The organism is Mesorhizobium sp. M1A.F.Ca.IN.020.03.2.1, from assembly GCF_004023205.1.
In the GTDB taxonomy this organism is placed as follows: Bacteria; Pseudomonadota; Alphaproteobacteria; order Rhizobiales; family Rhizobiaceae; genus Mesorhizobium.
Window position 1 is genome coordinate 30,525 of sequence record NZ_RZSV01000020.1, and the last position, 14,207, is coordinate 44,731.

Genomic DNA, 14,207 nt, shown 5'->3' on the forward strand with positions numbered 1-14,207 from the left:
TCGTGGCGCCTGGTCAGGCGGCCTGAAGCTCCGCCTGCTCGGTCTTGGCGCCGGTGATGTAAGCGACGATGTCGTTGCCGTCGGTGTCCTGCTTGCGCAAATTGGCGACGATGCGGCCGCGCCGGAAGACGACGATGCGGTCGACCAGGTCGAAGACCTGGCGCATGTTGTGGCTGATCAGGATCAGCGGCTCGCCGTTCTCCTTCAGCGTGCGGATGATGTTTTCGACCTGCGCCGTTTCCTGCACGCCAAGCGCTGCGGTCGGCTCGTCCATGATGATCAGCTTGGAGGCGAAGGTTGCGGTCCTGGCGATCGCCACGCATTGGCGCTGGCCGCCCGACATGTGGCGGATGGTGCTGGAAAGGTTCGGGATCTTCACCGCGGTGCGGATCAGCGCCGCCTCCGTCGCCCTGCGCATCGCCTTGCGGTCGAGAATCGAGAAGGGGCCGAGGTTGAAAAGCACCTTCTCCCGGCCGAGGAAGAGGTTCGACGGCACGTCGAGGTCGTCGGCCAGAGCCAGGTTCTGGAACACGGTCTCGATGCCGGCCTCGCGCGCCTCGATCGGGCCGGCGAAGTTCACTTCCTTGCCGTCGAACCAGATCTTGCCGTCGGTGCGCTGCTCGACGCCGGTGATCTGGCGCACGAAGGTCGACTTGCCGGCGCCGTTGTCGCCCATGATGGCGACATGCTCGCCCTTGCGCAGCTCGAAATTCGCCTCCTGCAGCGCGTGAACGCCGCCATAATGCTTGGTGAGGTTTTCGGTCTTCAGAACGATATCGGACATGGTCAAGCTCCTATCGCCCGGCGGCGCTGGCGCCATTGATCAAGAACGACTGCGCCGACAATGATCACGCCCTTGACCATCTCCTGGTAGTAGGCGTCGAGGCGCAGGAAGGTGAAGCCGGAGATGATGACGCCGAAGATCAGCGAGCCGATCACCGTGCCTATGATAGACCCGCGGCCGCCCGAGAGCGAGACGCCGCCGATGACCGCCATGGCGATGGCGTCGAGCTCGTACATCACGCCCATGCCGGCCTGGGCAGTGAGGTTCTTGGAGGAGAGCACCACCGCGGCGATCGAGGCGAGGATGCCGGCAATCACATAGACCAGCACCTTGTGGTTGGCGATCTTGATGCCGGACATGCGCGCGGCGTCCTCGTTGGAGCCAATGGCGTAACAATGCTTGCCGTATCGGGTGTAGCTCAGGATGAGCTGGAACAGGATCGCCAGTGAAATGAAGATGATGACCGGCATCAGCCCCTTGCCGATGGCCGCGAAGCTGTCGGTCGGGAACGAGATCGGTTGGCCCTTCGACCACCATTTGGCGATGCCGCGCGCCGTGACCATCATGCCGAGCGTGGCGATGAACGGCGGAATGCGGGTGTAGGCGATCAGGGCGCCGTTGATCAGGCCGGCAATCAGCCCGCAGCCGATCGCGACCAGCAGCGGCACGATGACCGGCAGGTCGGTCCATCCGTAGTCAATGAACATCGCCTTCGGGTTGGGATTGCCGTTGACGGTCGCAACCTGCGCGAAACTCATGGCGATCATGGCGGTGGCGCCGACGATCGAGCCCGAGGACAGGTCGATGCCGCCGCAGATGATCACCTGCGTGACGCCGATGGCGATGATGCCGACGATCGACACCTGCAGGATGATGATCTGCAGCCGCTGCTCGTTGAAAATAGCATCGACGTTATCGCGGGTGTTGAAGAGGAAGCTGTCGCCGAGGAAGACGCGGCCGATCAGCTCGAATGCGCCGACCAGGATGACCAGCGCCAGAAACACGTTGAACTCGGCAGGCCAGGGGCGCTTCTTGGCGTCATAGCTCAGCCCGCCAATGCCATGCGATGTCTGTGACACGTCTTCTTCCTCCGAATGACCGCGCCCGCTCTCCCGCCCGGTCGGGCGGGAGAAGGAAGGGAGCGACGCTGCTCTGTCTGCAGCCGATCCAGCCAACTCGATGCGTCGGAGCGCCGCTCCAGGGTTTGTCCTCACGCAAGTCCATACGGAAAACTTCCTGGAATTGCGTTGGCGCGACCTCAGTTCTTCTTCAGGAACTTGTCGATGTTCGCCGGCGTGACGAGCTGGAAGGGGATGTAGACCTTGCGCTCCACCTTCTCGCCCTTGGCGAGCTTCAGCGCCGCATCGAGCGCGCCCGCGCCCTGGCCCGCCGCGTCCTGGAAGACCGTGACGTCGAGATCGCCCGCCTGCATCGCGGCCAGCGCGTCCTGGGTTGCGTCGACGCCGCCGACCACGACCGACTTCATGTCGACATTGGCGGCCTTCATCGCCTGGATGGCGCCGATGGCGCTTTCGTCATTGTTGGCGATGACGCCGTCGAACGGCTTGCCGGACGACAGCCAGTTGGTCATCAGGTTCTGCGCTTCGTCACGCTTCCAGTTCGAGGTCTGCTTGTCGATGATCTTGATGAAGTTGCAGTCCGGCGTGGCAATCACTTCATCGATATCCTTAGTGCGCTGCACCGCCGCCTGATTGGATAGCTCGCCCATGATCACATAGACATTGGCTTCCTTCTTGCCGGCTTCCTTGAACAGCCGGCAGATTTCCTTGGTCTCGAGCGTGCCGGACTCGGCCTCATTGGACGCGACGAAAGCCTGGTTGTCGGGCAGCTTGTCGACATTGACCGGCTCGCGGTTGACATAGACCAGCGGGATCTTGGCCGCGGCCGCCGCATCCGACATCGCCTGGGTGGCCGAAGTGTCGACCGGGTTGACGATGATCGCGTCGACGCCCGAAGCGGCGAAGTTCTTGATCTGGTCGAGCTGCTTGGCCACGTCGTTCTGCGCGTCCTCGACCTGCAGTTCGACGCCGTCCATGCCCTTGGCCTGTGCGATCATGCCGTTGCGCAGCACGGTCAGGAAATTGTCGTCGAAAAGAGCCATCGAGACGCCGATCTTGGCGGCGAAGGCGGACGAACACATCAGCGCCGAAAGCGCGACGCCCAAAAGCAGTTTCTTCATTTTAGTTTCTCCTCCACTTGGTGTCCGGCTGCACCGATTGAACCGGAATCCCCGATGTTACCGGGGAATCTCTCCCATGGCCCTTCCGGCGGCGTTTTCCTCGCATAATGGAACGCCTGGTCCTCTGTTTGAAACAGATGTTCCGGAACGAAAGAACCAAAATACCCAGTTGGTGAAATATTTATTCCATTTCGCTTGCAGCCGTCAAGGGAGATTCGAAATGGACGTGCCGGTTTTTCGATGGAGGCAAGCGTGCAGCGCCCTCGCGGCCGGGCACGCAAACGTTCTGCGGCGGACTTCCGGGCGATTTCACGGCGCGAAAGAATTCCATCAGCCTGATGGATCACATCATTCGGACGGGAGGCGGCTTAGATGTTTTCCGGCAGATAGATGTCGAAGGGGAGAAAAGTCTGGCCGGGCGCATTGGCGGCGCCGGTCTCGATAGCATGCGCCATCAGCCCGACAAGCTCGCGGCAGAGCGCCGCCAGCGGGGTCGAGATCACCATGGTCAGGATGTTGTCGGCAAGTGCCGCGCGCGACTCCGCATTGATCTCGTTGCAGACGACCACCGGCATATGCACCGGTCTCGCCGCCCTCAGCGCCGCGACCGCGCCCTCCATGCCGCCGCCGGCGACGTAGCAGCCGGCAAGGTCGGGATGCCGAGCCAGAAGCTCGAGCATCGCATCATGCGTCACCTGGTTGGCCTCCAGGTTGACCAGCGTCTCCATCACCGTGAAATCCGGCGCATGCTCGCGAAAATAGGAGCGGAAGCCGATCTCGCGCAGCTCGTGACCATGAAAACGGTGGCTGCCGACGAAAAGGGCGACCTTGCCTGGCTTGCTGGCGGCCTTGGCGATCATCCAGGCCGCGGTGCGTCCGACCTTGCGGTTGTCGAGCCCGACATAGCCTTCACGGATGCCGGCGGCGAAGTCGGACAGGAGCGAAAAGACCGGCTGCCCTCGCGCCTTCAGCGCCTCCACCGCCGCCGTCAGCGTCGGATGATCCGGACCGACCACGGCGATGGCCCTGGATTTCGCCGCCAGCTTGCGCATCTGGGCGGCGATCTCATCGGGCGCCAGCGAAGCGGCGAAGTCGATCGTCGCAGTGCCCCGGAAACGTTGCGATTGCGAGACCGCAAGCTCCAGCTCGCGCGCGAAATCGCCATAGAAAACGTCATTGCCGCGTAGCAGTAGGAAGCCGAGACGGTATTCGGGCAACTCCTGGCGCATGCGCTGCCTGATCAGGCCAGCGGCGTGATAGCCGATGTCGGTCGCCGCCTCGTAGACGCGACGCGCCGTCTCCTCGCGCACCGGCAGGCGATTGTTCAACACCCGGTCGACCGTGGCGACGCTGAAGCCTGAAACGCGCGCGAGATCGGTGATTGTCGGCCGCTTTGCCATGAGTGCTCCATCGCTTGCCCGACTCAGACTAGCCCAATCTGATAGAAAATGATAGAATCTATCTTTGTGACATTGAGGCTATCATGACTTGGCGCTATTGTGAAGTCGAAGCCAGCCATGGGCGACGCGCGGCATTGCCGAGGGCCATTCGCCAGGTGCTGATGGAGGACCCCGCAATGACGGCAATCACGTCTCCGGCGCCGTCCGGACGCGACTACAGCCTGACCGGCCGCGACGCCAAGCGCGCGGTCGAGAACGGTCTTTCGGCGGCCCAGTGGTACCACACCGAGATCCCGCGCAAGCAGATGAAGGAGCTGATGCAGCGCTCCGACCAGCCCGCTATCCGAGACACCATCGTCTGGCTCGGTGCGCTGTTCCTCAGTGGCGCGGGCGGCGCTTGGTTCTGGGGCAGCTGGTGGTGCGTGCCGTTCTTCTTTGTCTATGGCACGCTCTACGGTTCCTCGACCGACTCCCGCTGGCACGAATGCGGTCACGGCACCGCCTTCCGCACCCAATGGATGAACGATGCGGTCTACCAGCTCGCCTGCTTCATGATCATGCGCAATCCGGTGACCTGGCGCTGGAGCCATACACGCCACCACACCGATACCATCATCGTCGGCCGCGACCCGGAGATCGCCGTCATGCGACCGCCGGACCTTTTGCGCGTTGTGCTGAATTTTTTCGGCGTGCTCGATGCTTGGCATGCGATGACCGACATGGTGCGCAATGCCGCCGGCGTCATCAGCGCCGCAGAACAGACCTTCATCCCGGAACAGGAGCAGCCCAAGGCCATCCGCATCGCCCGTATTTGGCTCGCCATCTATGTCGCGACCATCGCGCTGGCGCTCTATCTGCATTCATGGCTGCCGCTGATGCTCGTCGGCCTGCCCCGCCTCTACGGCGCCTGGCATCACGTCATGACCGGGCTGCTGCAGCATGGCGGGCTGGCCGACAATGTCATCGACCATCGGCTGAACAGCCGCACCGTCTACATGAACCCGATCAGCCGGTTCATCTACTGGAACATGAACTACCATGTGGAGCACCACATGTTCCCGATGGTGCCCTACCACGCGCTGCCCAAGCTGCATGAGCTGATCAAGCACGATTTGCCGGCGCCGACGCCGTCGATCCTGGCCGGCTACCGCGAGATGATCCCGGCCTTCCTGCGCCAGCTGCGCAACGAGGACTACTTCCTCAAGCGCGAGCTGCCGCCGACGGCAAAGCCCTACCGGGAAGAGCTGCACAACGACAATCCGGTAGCGGCCGCGGCCGAGTGACCGGATCCGACACAACCGACAACGAAGAATTTCGCCGGAGGACGACATGAGCGACTGGGTCGAGGCCTGCGCGGCCGGAGACATCGACGAGGAGGACGTAATGCGGTTCGATCATGCCGGCCGCACCTACGCCATCTATCGCAGCCCGGAGGACGAGTATTACGCGACCGACGGCCTGTGCTCGCATGAGAAAGTGCATCTGGCCGATGGGCTGGTGATGGACGACATCATCGAGTGTCCAAAACACAATGGCCGCTTCAACTACAAGACCGGCGACGCGCGCGGGGCGCCGGTCTGCGTCAATCTCAAGACCTATCCGGTCAAGGTCGACGCCGGCAAAGTCCTCATTCAGCTTGGGTGACGGCATGGCGGGAGGAATGGTCATCATCGGCGCCGGCGAGTGCGGCGGTCGTGCCGCGCTTACCCTGCGCGACCTTGGTCATGAAGGGCCGGTGACGCTGGTCGGCGACGAGCCGCATCTGCCCTATGAACGGCCGCCGCTGTCGAAGGAGGCGATGACCAGCGAGGCGCCCCTCATCAAGGCGATCGCCAGCGACGAGCTTTTGGCCGAACACTCGATCCGCCACATCCATTCCGTTCGGGCCGTCGCTATCGACCGCGCCGCGCATCTCGTGCGCCTCTCCGACGGCTCTTCGCTTGGCTATGGCAAGCTGCTGCTCGCGACCGGGTCCGTGCCGCGCAAGCTGCCGATGCCTGGTCTGGGCGGCCGCTGCGTTTATCTCAGGACCTTCAACGACGCGCTCGCGATCCGCGCCCATCTCAAGCCGGAGAACCGCGTCGCCATCATCGGCGGCGGTTTCATCGGCCTCGAGCTTGCCGCTTCGGCGCGCAAGCTAGGCGCAACGGTCACAGTGCTCGAGGCGCAGCCGCGCATCCTGATGCGCGGCGTGCCGGCCGAGATCGCGGAAATCATTCATAAGGCGCATCAGGCCGAAGGCGTGAAGGTGCTTACCGGCCAAGGCATCACGGCGATTGCCGATGACGGCACGCAAGTTCGCATCACGCTTGCCGACAGGCAGGACATCGTCGCCGATCTTGCCGTGATCGGCATCGGCGCGGTGCCGGTGACGGCGCTCGCTGCCGAAGCAGGACTTGCGATCGACAATGGTATCGCCGTCGATGAGAACCTTTGCACCGCGGATCCGGATGTTTTTGCCGCCGGCGACTGCTGCTCGTTCCCGCTCGCCGTCTATGGCGGACGGCGCGTGCGGCTGGAAGCCTGGCGCAACGCGCAGGAGCAGGGCGCGCTCGCCGCGAAGAACATGCTGGGCGCCAACGAGGCGCATGCCGCGGTGCCGTGGTTCTGGTCGGATCAATATGGGCTCACGCTGCAGATCGCCGGGCTTTCGGACGAAGGCCGCTCGACCGTACGGCGCGACCTCTACGACGGCGCCTTCATTCTGTTCCACCTGGCCGAGGACGGCAGGCTGGTCGCCGCCAGCGGCATCGGGCCCGGCAATGCGGTGGCGCGCGACATACGGTTGGCCGAGATGCTGATCGCGAAGCGGGCGACGCCCGCGCCTGAGGCGCTCGGCTCGCAATCGGTCAAGCTGAAGTCGCTGCTGGCGGCATAGGCCCGAGTAATCGCTGGAAACGAGGGGATCCACGGACATGGCACGCAACAGACCGACCGTCGCCGATTTGCAATTGCTGAAGGGCAAGCGCCAGCTTTCGAAGCTGCGCGTTTTCTCGCTGGAGGAGGCCGAGGCCGCCGAGCGTGCCGGCATCGACATCATCTCGGTCCCCTATGATCTTATCTTCGATCCGCGTTTTCGCGACGCCGCACCCACTTGCTTTGCCATTCCCGGCGACGAACGCATCAAGCTGGGCGCAACCACCGACGAGATCCTGCGCATGGCGGTGAAGCTGCGCGCGGCCAGCGCCGACGCCATGTATTGCGCGGCCAGCCTGCAGACCATCCGCCGGCTGCGCGACGAGCATATTCCGGTCTGCGGTCACGTCGGGCTGATCCCGGCGCATGCGACCTGGACGGGCGGCTTCAAGGCGGTCGGCAAGACGGCCGAAAGTGCTGCCTTCGTCTGGAAGCAGGTCAAGGACCTTGAAGCCGCCGGCGCCTTCGCCGCCGAGATCGAAGTTGTGCCGGCCCCGGTTGCAAGCGCGATCTCGCGGCGTACATCGCTGATCATGATCTCGATGGGCGCCGGCGCCGGCTGCGATGCGCAATATCTGTTCTCCGAAGACGTGCTCGGCAGCAATCGCGGCCATTATCCGCGCCATGCCAAGCGCTACCGCGACTTCGCGGCGGAGTTCGACCGCCTGCAGAGCGAGCGCCTCGCGGCCTTCCGCGAATATGCAGACGATATCCAGGCGGGCGCCTATCCAGAGCCGCGGCACATGGTCGAGGCGGATGCCGACGAAATGCGCAAGTTCGAGGCGTTTCTCGCCTCGGAAGGCTACTGAACCACCCGGCTCAGCCGGCTAGAACAGCGTCTTCAGCTCGTCCAGCTTGTCGTTGACCAGCCAGCCGTAATAATTCTCCTCGGGCAGCTTTTCCGGTTCCCCGGCGGCGCGACGCTTCTCGTTCTCCTCCTCCAACGCATAGGCGCGCTGCTCGGGGTTGCCGACATTGTAGAGCGTGGCGGTCAGGCCCGGATTGTGCGAGATGTCGAAGCCGGCGATGCTGTTGTAGGCGTCGATCGACTTCCTGATGGTCGCAGCGACGTAAGGCAGCGTGAGGTCGGGATCAATGATGGTCTTGTAGACCGTGTTCGGATCATTGACATCGAGCTCGGGCAGGCCGGAGACCTTGTGCACGAGATCGCTCATCTGCAGCGCCGTCAGCGGGTTGAGCTGGCCGAGTCCGAAAGTCTGGCCGGCATAGTAGGGTTGGAAGAAAGTGGCTCCGAAGCGGTCGTTGGGGAAGCTGGTCCCGCCGACGGTCTTGCCGCGGAAGGAATGGTTCCACACCTGCTCGCGGCATTCCCAGAGATCGTAGCTGTCGGTTATGCCGGCGCATTTCTGGAATTGCGGCCGCTCAACGAAATCGCTGACGTCCTCCCCTTCATAAGCAAAGGTGAGCTTGCTCGACAGGTAGGACATTGCCTTGACGTAATAGGTCTGCAGCCGATCATAGGCGTCGACATTGTAGGTGTGCTCGCCGACGATGGCGCCGACGATGTGCATCGGATCGATGTCGTAGGCGGCCGCCACTTTCCTGATCTTGGCGCGCAGCTCGGCATCGTTCTGCAAGAGCGCGTAGACCTTGCGATACTTGGCCTGGAAGCTGGTGTTGGTGGCCTGAGTGCGCCGGCTGGAAGCGCCCGGAATATCCGGCTGCACGCTGTTGCGATTGCCCGGCGGCACCATGGTCGCCGCGTTCGCCGTTGCTATCGCCGCGGCCAATGCCAGCCCAACAAAAAGAAGTATGCGTTTCTTCATCCACCGCCGCCTTCAAGTCGGCGGCAAACTAGGTAAAGCGCGTGGGAGAGTCGAGACGAGGCAAGCTTCCGACGGGACGAAAGGTGGCCAGATGGTACCATCTGGCCACACATCGCCGGGCTTCGCCCGTTAGAGGATGAACCGTGACAGGTCGGTGTTGCGCGAGAGATCGCCGACATGCTTCTGCACGTAGTCGGCATCGATGGTGACCGCCGTGCCGTGGCGGTCCGGCGCGTCGTAGGAAATCTCGTCCAGCACCCGTTCTATCACCGTCTGCAGGCGTCTGGCGCCGATGTTCTCGACATTGGCGTTGAGGTCGACGGCAATGCCGGCGAGCGAATCGATGGCGTCGTCGGTGAAGGCCAACTCGACGCCTTCGGTCTTCATCAGCGCAATATACTGCTTGATGAGGCTGGCCTCTGTTTCGGTGAGGATGCGGACGAAATCCTGCTTCTCCAGGGCACGCAATTCGACCCGGATCGGCAAGCGGCCCTGCAGCTCCGGAAGCAGGTCCGAAGGCTTGGAGACGTGGAACGCGCCCGAGGCGATGAAAAGAATATGGTCCGTCTTGATCGGCCCGTATTTCGTCGCAACGGTGGTGCCTTCAACCAGCGGCAGCAGATCGCGCTGAACCCCTTCACGTGAGGGACCGCCCGAAATGTCGCTCCTGGCCGCGATCTTGTCGATCTCGTCGAGGAACACGATGCCGTCATTCTCCGTCGATTCCAGCGCCTGGCGAACCACCTCGTCCTGGTCGAGCAGCTTGTCGGACTCGTCATTGATCAGTAGCGCGTAGGATTCCTTCACCGTCGTCTTGCGGGTCTTGGTCTTCCTGCCGCCCATCGCCTTCGACAGCATGTCGTTGATGTTGAGCACGCCGATATTGGCGCCCGGCATGCCGGGGATCTCGAAGCCCGGCATACCGCCGGTGCCGGTGTCCGCCACCTCGATCTCGATCTCCTTGTCGTCGAGCTCACCGTCGCGCAGCCGCTTGCGGAAGCTGTCGCGCGTGGCCGGGCTCGCGGTCTTGCCGACCAAAGCTTCGAGCACGCGCTCTTCGGCATTGATGTGAGCGCGCGCCTTGACGTCCTCACGCATCTTCTCGCGCGTCAGCCCGATGGCGACCTCGACGAGATCGCGCACGATCTGCTCGACGTCGCGGCCGACATAGCCGACCTCGGTGAACTTGGTGGCCTCGACCTTGACGAAAGGCGCGCCGGCCAGCCGCGCCAGCCGGCGCGAGATCTCGGTCTTGCCGACGCCGGTCGGGCCGATCATCAGGATGTTCTTGGGCATCACCTCTTCGCGCATCTGGCCCTCCAGCTGCTGGCGGCGCCAGCGGTTGCGCAAGGCGATCGCCACGGCGCGCTTGGCGTCTTTCTGGCCGATGATGAAGCGGTCGAGTTCCGAAACGATTTCGCGGGGAGAAAAGGTGCTCATATTACTCAAATTCCACTTTGCCACTGCCTGATGGACTCGAACGGATGCAGCAGCATGATCACGTTGAGCGTCAGATTGTCCCGGATGATGTAGCCCGTGCCGAATTCGAAAATGAGCGCCAGGGCCACGATCACCCATATAGGGAGCTTTCGCGCCATCACAAATCCGAGCGCCATGAACAGCGTGTCGGACACCGAATTGATGATGCTGTCGCCGTAATAGTTGAGGGAGATAGTGCCGGCGCGGTAGCGGTCGATGATGAAGGGGCTGTTCTCCAGGAGTTCCCAGCCGCCCTCGATGAGGACGGCGAAAGCCAGCCTCAGCCCGACGGGCGAGCGCGGGAACAGAGCCCAGGCCAGCGCATAGAACAGGAAGCCGTGGATGATGTGCGAGAAGGTGTACCAGTCGGCGATGTGCTGGGAATTCTCCGAGCTGTTCACCACACCGTGCCAGAGCTTGACGTAGCCGCAGGTGCAGATCGGCGGATGGCCCATGCCGTAGAGAATGCCGGCCTGGAAAACGACGAGAGCCAGCACCAGCAGCAGCCCCATGCGCCAGCTGTCTTCATAGGCCGACAGCGTCTTGTCTCCCCCGGATGCGGTCATTGTGATCAGTCCCCCTCTTGTTGGTCGATTTCGGCCGCATCGACGGCCATCAGCACGACGTCCCCATATTCCGAATGCCTGCGGCCGATCGGCCTGAAGCCGGCCTTTTCATAGGCGCGGATGGCGCGGCCATTGCCGGGATGCGGATCGATGACGACGCGCGGCGCGCCTTCCTCGAACAGTTCCGCGACGAACTGGCGGACGATGGCCGAGCCGTGGCCGATGCCGACCAGGTCCGGCGGCCCGATCGACAGATCGATACCCAGCGTGCCGAATGGCTGGTCGGCGTAAGGATGGTTGTCCTCGAGATGCGGATCGTAGCTCTGCAGATAGGCGATCGGCTTGCCGCCCAATTCGACGATCAGCGGCTCCACCGAAACCGACCCGATATGCTCGCGTATCTCGGCGATCTCCTTTTCCGGATCGCCCCACCATTCGGCGATATGCGGCTCGGCAAGCCAGCGGGCGATCATCGGCAGATCCTTTTGGGTGACCGGCCGATAATCGTAGCTGTCTTCCTGTTCGACCATGATCTTTTCCAGAAGCCGATTCCCATTTTTCGGGATCATGGCCGGCCGCCTAGGCGGCATCGAGCGTTTCGACGACGAAGCTGCTGTTGGTGTAGACGCAGATATCGGCGGCGATCTGCATCGCCCTGCGGGCGATCTCCTCGGCGTCCTTGTCGGTGTCCATCAGCGCGCGGGCGGCGGCGAGCGCGTAGTTGCCGCCGGAGCCGATGGCCATGACGCCATGTTCTGGCTCGAGCACGTCACCGGTGCCGGTCAGCGCCAGCGAGACCGACTTGTCGGCGACCAGCATCATCGCTTCCAGGCGGCGCAGATAGCGGTCGGTGCGCCAGTCCTTGGCGAGCTCGACGCAGGCGCGGGTCAGTTGGTCAGGATATTGTTCGAGCTTGGCTTCGAGGCGTTCGAGGAGGGTGAAGGCGTCGGCGGTGGCGCCGGCAAAACCGGCAATGACACTGCCGCCCTTGCCGATGCGGCGCACCTTGCGGGCGTTGCCCTTCATGATGGTCTGGCCAAGACTGACCTGGCCGTCGCCGGCGATGACAACCTTGCTGCCCTTGCGCACGGTGACGATGGTCGTGGCGTGCATGGTCAGTTCATTCGACATTTCCTGCTCCGAGTCGCGCTATCCCTCAAAGGCGATTGGCGCGGTACGAGTGACTTTGATCGGCCATATGTATGCATAGGGCGAGTGATTGCAAACCATCCGCGGCAAGGCCGATACAGTCCGGAATGGCAACTGGCAATCGCCGGATCATGCTGATAGAAGGCTCTCGTTTTCAAGCCCGCGCCTCTGAACAGGACAGACTGATGCCGCCCCGTTCCGCAGAAATCAGCCGCAAGACCAAGGAAACCGAGATTTCCGTATCGGTCCATGTCGACGGCACGGGTAAATCCGACATTTCGACGGGTGTCGGCTTCTTCGACCACATGCTCGATCAGCTGTCGCGCCATTCGCTGATCGACATGACGATCGAGGCCAAAGGCGATCTTCACATCGACGACCATCACACGGTCGAGGATACCGGCATTGCCATCGGCCAGGCGCTGAGCAAGGCTTTGGGGGAGCGGCGCGGCATCATGCGCTATGCCTCGATCGAGCTGGCTATGGACGAGACGCTGACCCGGGCGGCGATCGACGTTTCCGGCAGGCCGTTCCTGGTCTGGAACGTTTCCTTCTCGTCGCCGAAGATCGGCACATTCGACACCGAGCTGGTGCGCGAATTCTTCCAGGCGCTGGCGCAGAACGCGGGCATAACGCTGCATGTGACCAACCACTACGGCGCCAATAACCATCATATTGCGGAAACCTGCTTCAAGGCCGTGGCCAGGGCGCTGCGCGTGGCGCTGGAGCCTGACCCGCGCCAGCCCGATGCGGTGCCGTCCACCAAGGGATCCCTGAAAGGATAACCCTATGGCCATCTATGTCGTGATGGAGCCGCCTGCAGGGGGCAACGAGAAGGACGCCGCCCTGGTGCGCGACAGCTTCACCTGGCTCGGCTTCCTGTTCTCGCCGATCTGGCTCGCCTGGCACCGCCTCTGGATCGAGGCCCTGCTCACCTTCGCGGCCATGGCGGCGTTGTCCATGCTCGGCGAGAAACTAAGGCTTGAATGGGCTGGATCGGCGCTCTCGCTGCTGGTGTCGCTCTATATCGGCTTCGAAGGCCAGGCCCTGCGGATCGCGGCGCTCCGCCGCCGCGGCTGGCGGGAATGGGGCGTCGTCGAGGCCGGCAGGCTCGGCGATGCCGAGGTCCGTCACGCGCTCGAAGCCAGCGAGCGCACGCAGGAACAGGCGCCGATGCCGCACATCGTGCCCGACACCAACCTGGCGCGGCCGGCGCAGACGGGCATGGCGCTGGGGCTGACCCATACGCCGGGAAGGCCCTGACATGCGGGTAGCGATCATCGACTATGGGTCGGGCAATCTGCGCTCGGCCACCAAGGCCTTCGAGCGCGCCGCGCATGAGGCGGGCATCGCCGCGACCATCGATCTCACCGCCGACGCCGAGCGGGTGCGCAGCGCCGACCGCGTCGTCCTGCCGGGCGTCGGCGCCTATGCCGACTGCGCGGCCGGCCTGCATGCCGTCACCGGCATGTGGGAAGCGGTGGAAGAGGCGGCGCTTCGCAAAGGGCGGCCGTTCCTCGGCATCTGCGTCGGCATGCAATTGATGTCGGAACGCGGGCTGGAAAAGACCGTCACCGAGGGTTTTGGCTGGATTGCCGGCGACGTCAAGGAAATCACGCCGAAGGATCTGGCACTGAAGATCCCGCAGATCGGCTGGAACACGATCGAGCTCGCGCGCAAGCATCCGCTGTTTTCGGGCATCGAGACCGGTCCGAAAGGGCTGCACGCCTATTTCGTCCATTCCTACCACCTGGAGGCGAGGAACCCGGCCGAGGTGCTGGCGACGGCCGACTATGGCGGGCCGGTGACGGCGGCCGTTGCCCGCGACAACTTTGCCGGCACGCAGTTCCATCCCGAGAAAAGCCAGGCGCTCGGCTTGGCGCTGATCACCAATTTCCTGAATTGGAGGCCCTGAATGAGCAAGAA

The 14,207-nt window shown here is 63.3% G+C and carries 16 protein-coding genes; 7 read left to right on the plus strand and 9 right to left on the minus strand.

Annotated elements, in window-relative coordinates; translation table 11 throughout:
- Positions 1-13: 13 nt before the first annotated feature.
- From EOA79_RS05810 to EOA79_RS05825, 4 genes are all read right to left on the minus strand, one after another.
- Complete coding sequence (locus EOA79_RS05810; RefSeq protein ID WP_127335460.1) at positions 14-784, minus strand: ATP-binding cassette domain-containing protein; 771 nt, start codon at positions 782-784, stop codon at positions 14-16.
- A 2-nt stretch (positions 785-786) separates the two neighbouring features.
- The gene (locus EOA79_RS05815) at positions 787-1,863 is read right to left on the minus strand and encodes an ABC transporter permease (protein ID WP_095782140.1); all 1,077 of its coding nucleotides are present in this window, start codon (positions 1,861-1,863) and stop codon (positions 787-789) included.
- Between the two features lie 179 nt (positions 1,864-2,042).
- Positions 2,043-2,984, minus strand: coding sequence for a sugar ABC transporter substrate-binding protein (locus EOA79_RS05820; RefSeq protein ID WP_127335461.1), 942 nt, complete (start codon positions 2,982-2,984; stop codon positions 2,043-2,045).
- Positions 2,985-3,352: 368 nt separating this feature from the next.
- On the minus strand, positions 3,353-4,384 hold the full coding sequence (locus EOA79_RS05825; protein ID WP_095825526.1) for a LacI family DNA-binding transcriptional regulator: 1,032 nt from the start codon (positions 4,382-4,384) through the stop codon (positions 3,353-3,355).
- Positions 4,385-4,560: 176 nt separating this feature from the next.
- On the opposite strand from EOA79_RS05825, the gene EOA79_RS05830 reads away from it, so the two are divergent.
- Genes EOA79_RS05830 through EOA79_RS05845 form a run of 4 tightly spaced genes read left to right on the plus strand, consistent with a single transcriptional unit; the run spans position 4,561 to position 8,109 of the window.
- Entirely contained in the window at positions 4,561-5,667 is a 1,107-nt protein-coding gene (locus EOA79_RS05830) for a fatty acid desaturase family protein (protein ID WP_067003272.1), read from the plus strand.
- 46 nt (positions 5,668-5,713) lie between these two features.
- On the plus strand, positions 5,714-6,028 hold the full coding sequence (locus tag EOA79_RS05835) for a MocE family 2Fe-2S type ferredoxin (protein ID WP_067002880.1): 315 nt from the start codon (positions 5,714-5,716) through the stop codon (positions 6,026-6,028).
- Between the two features lie 16 nt (positions 6,029-6,044).
- On the plus strand, positions 6,045-7,262 hold the full coding sequence (locus tag EOA79_RS05840) for an FAD-dependent oxidoreductase (RefSeq protein WP_245322441.1): 1,218 nt from the start codon (positions 6,045-6,047) through the stop codon (positions 7,260-7,262).
- A 37-nt stretch (positions 7,263-7,299) separates the two neighbouring features.
- The gene (locus EOA79_RS05845; RefSeq protein ID WP_095825524.1) at positions 7,300-8,109 is read left to right on the plus strand and encodes a 3-methyl-2-oxobutanoate hydroxymethyltransferase; all 810 of its coding nucleotides are present in this window, start codon (positions 7,300-7,302) and stop codon (positions 8,107-8,109) included.
- 18 nt (positions 8,110-8,127) lie between these two features.
- Here EOA79_RS05845 and EOA79_RS05850 read toward each other — a convergent pair whose 3' ends face one another.
- From EOA79_RS05850 to hslV, 5 genes are all read right to left on the minus strand, one after another.
- On the minus strand, positions 8,128-9,087 hold the full coding sequence (locus EOA79_RS05850) for a DUF1402 family protein (RefSeq protein ID WP_127335646.1): 960 nt from the start codon (positions 9,085-9,087) through the stop codon (positions 8,128-8,130).
- 129 nt (positions 9,088-9,216) lie between these two features.
- The gene (hslU, locus tag EOA79_RS05855) at positions 9,217-10,527 is read right to left on the minus strand and encodes an ATP-dependent protease ATPase subunit HslU (RefSeq protein WP_095825522.1); all 1,311 of its coding nucleotides are present in this window, start codon (positions 10,525-10,527) and stop codon (positions 9,217-9,219) included.
- Positions 10,528-10,532: 5 nt separating this feature from the next.
- On the minus strand, positions 10,533-11,132 hold the full coding sequence (locus tag EOA79_RS05860) for a DUF2585 domain-containing protein (RefSeq protein ID WP_067002893.1): 600 nt from the start codon (positions 11,130-11,132) through the stop codon (positions 10,533-10,535).
- A 5-nt stretch (positions 11,133-11,137) separates the two neighbouring features.
- The gene (locus EOA79_RS05865) at positions 11,138-11,662 is read right to left on the minus strand and encodes a GNAT family N-acetyltransferase (protein WP_095825584.1); all 525 of its coding nucleotides are present in this window, start codon (positions 11,660-11,662) and stop codon (positions 11,138-11,140) included.
- A gap of 49 nt (positions 11,663-11,711) precedes the next feature.
- A complete protein-coding gene (gene hslV, locus EOA79_RS05870) occupies positions 11,712-12,263 on the minus strand; it encodes an ATP-dependent protease subunit HslV (protein WP_067002895.1) in 552 nt (183 codons plus the stop codon).
- A 203-nt stretch (positions 12,264-12,466) separates the two neighbouring features.
- Here hslV and hisB point away from each other — a divergent pair, with 203 nt between their 5' ends.
- The 3 genes from hisB to hisH are packed head-to-tail and all read left to right on the plus strand — an operon-like array spanning position 12,467 to position 14,196.
- Positions 12,467-13,066, plus strand: a complete 600-nt coding sequence (hisB, locus tag EOA79_RS05875) for an imidazoleglycerol-phosphate dehydratase HisB (RefSeq protein WP_095825521.1) — start codon at positions 12,467-12,469, stop codon at positions 13,064-13,066.
- A 4-nt stretch (positions 13,067-13,070) separates the two neighbouring features.
- The gene (locus tag EOA79_RS05880; RefSeq protein ID WP_067002897.1) at positions 13,071-13,544 is read left to right on the plus strand and encodes a DUF2628 domain-containing protein; all 474 of its coding nucleotides are present in this window, start codon (positions 13,071-13,073) and stop codon (positions 13,542-13,544) included.
- A 1-nt stretch (position 13,545) separates the two neighbouring features.
- Positions 13,546-14,196, plus strand: a complete 651-nt coding sequence (hisH, locus tag EOA79_RS05885) for an imidazole glycerol phosphate synthase subunit HisH (RefSeq protein WP_095825520.1) — start codon at positions 13,546-13,548, stop codon at positions 14,194-14,196.
- Positions 14,197-14,207 lie beyond the last annotated feature (11 nt).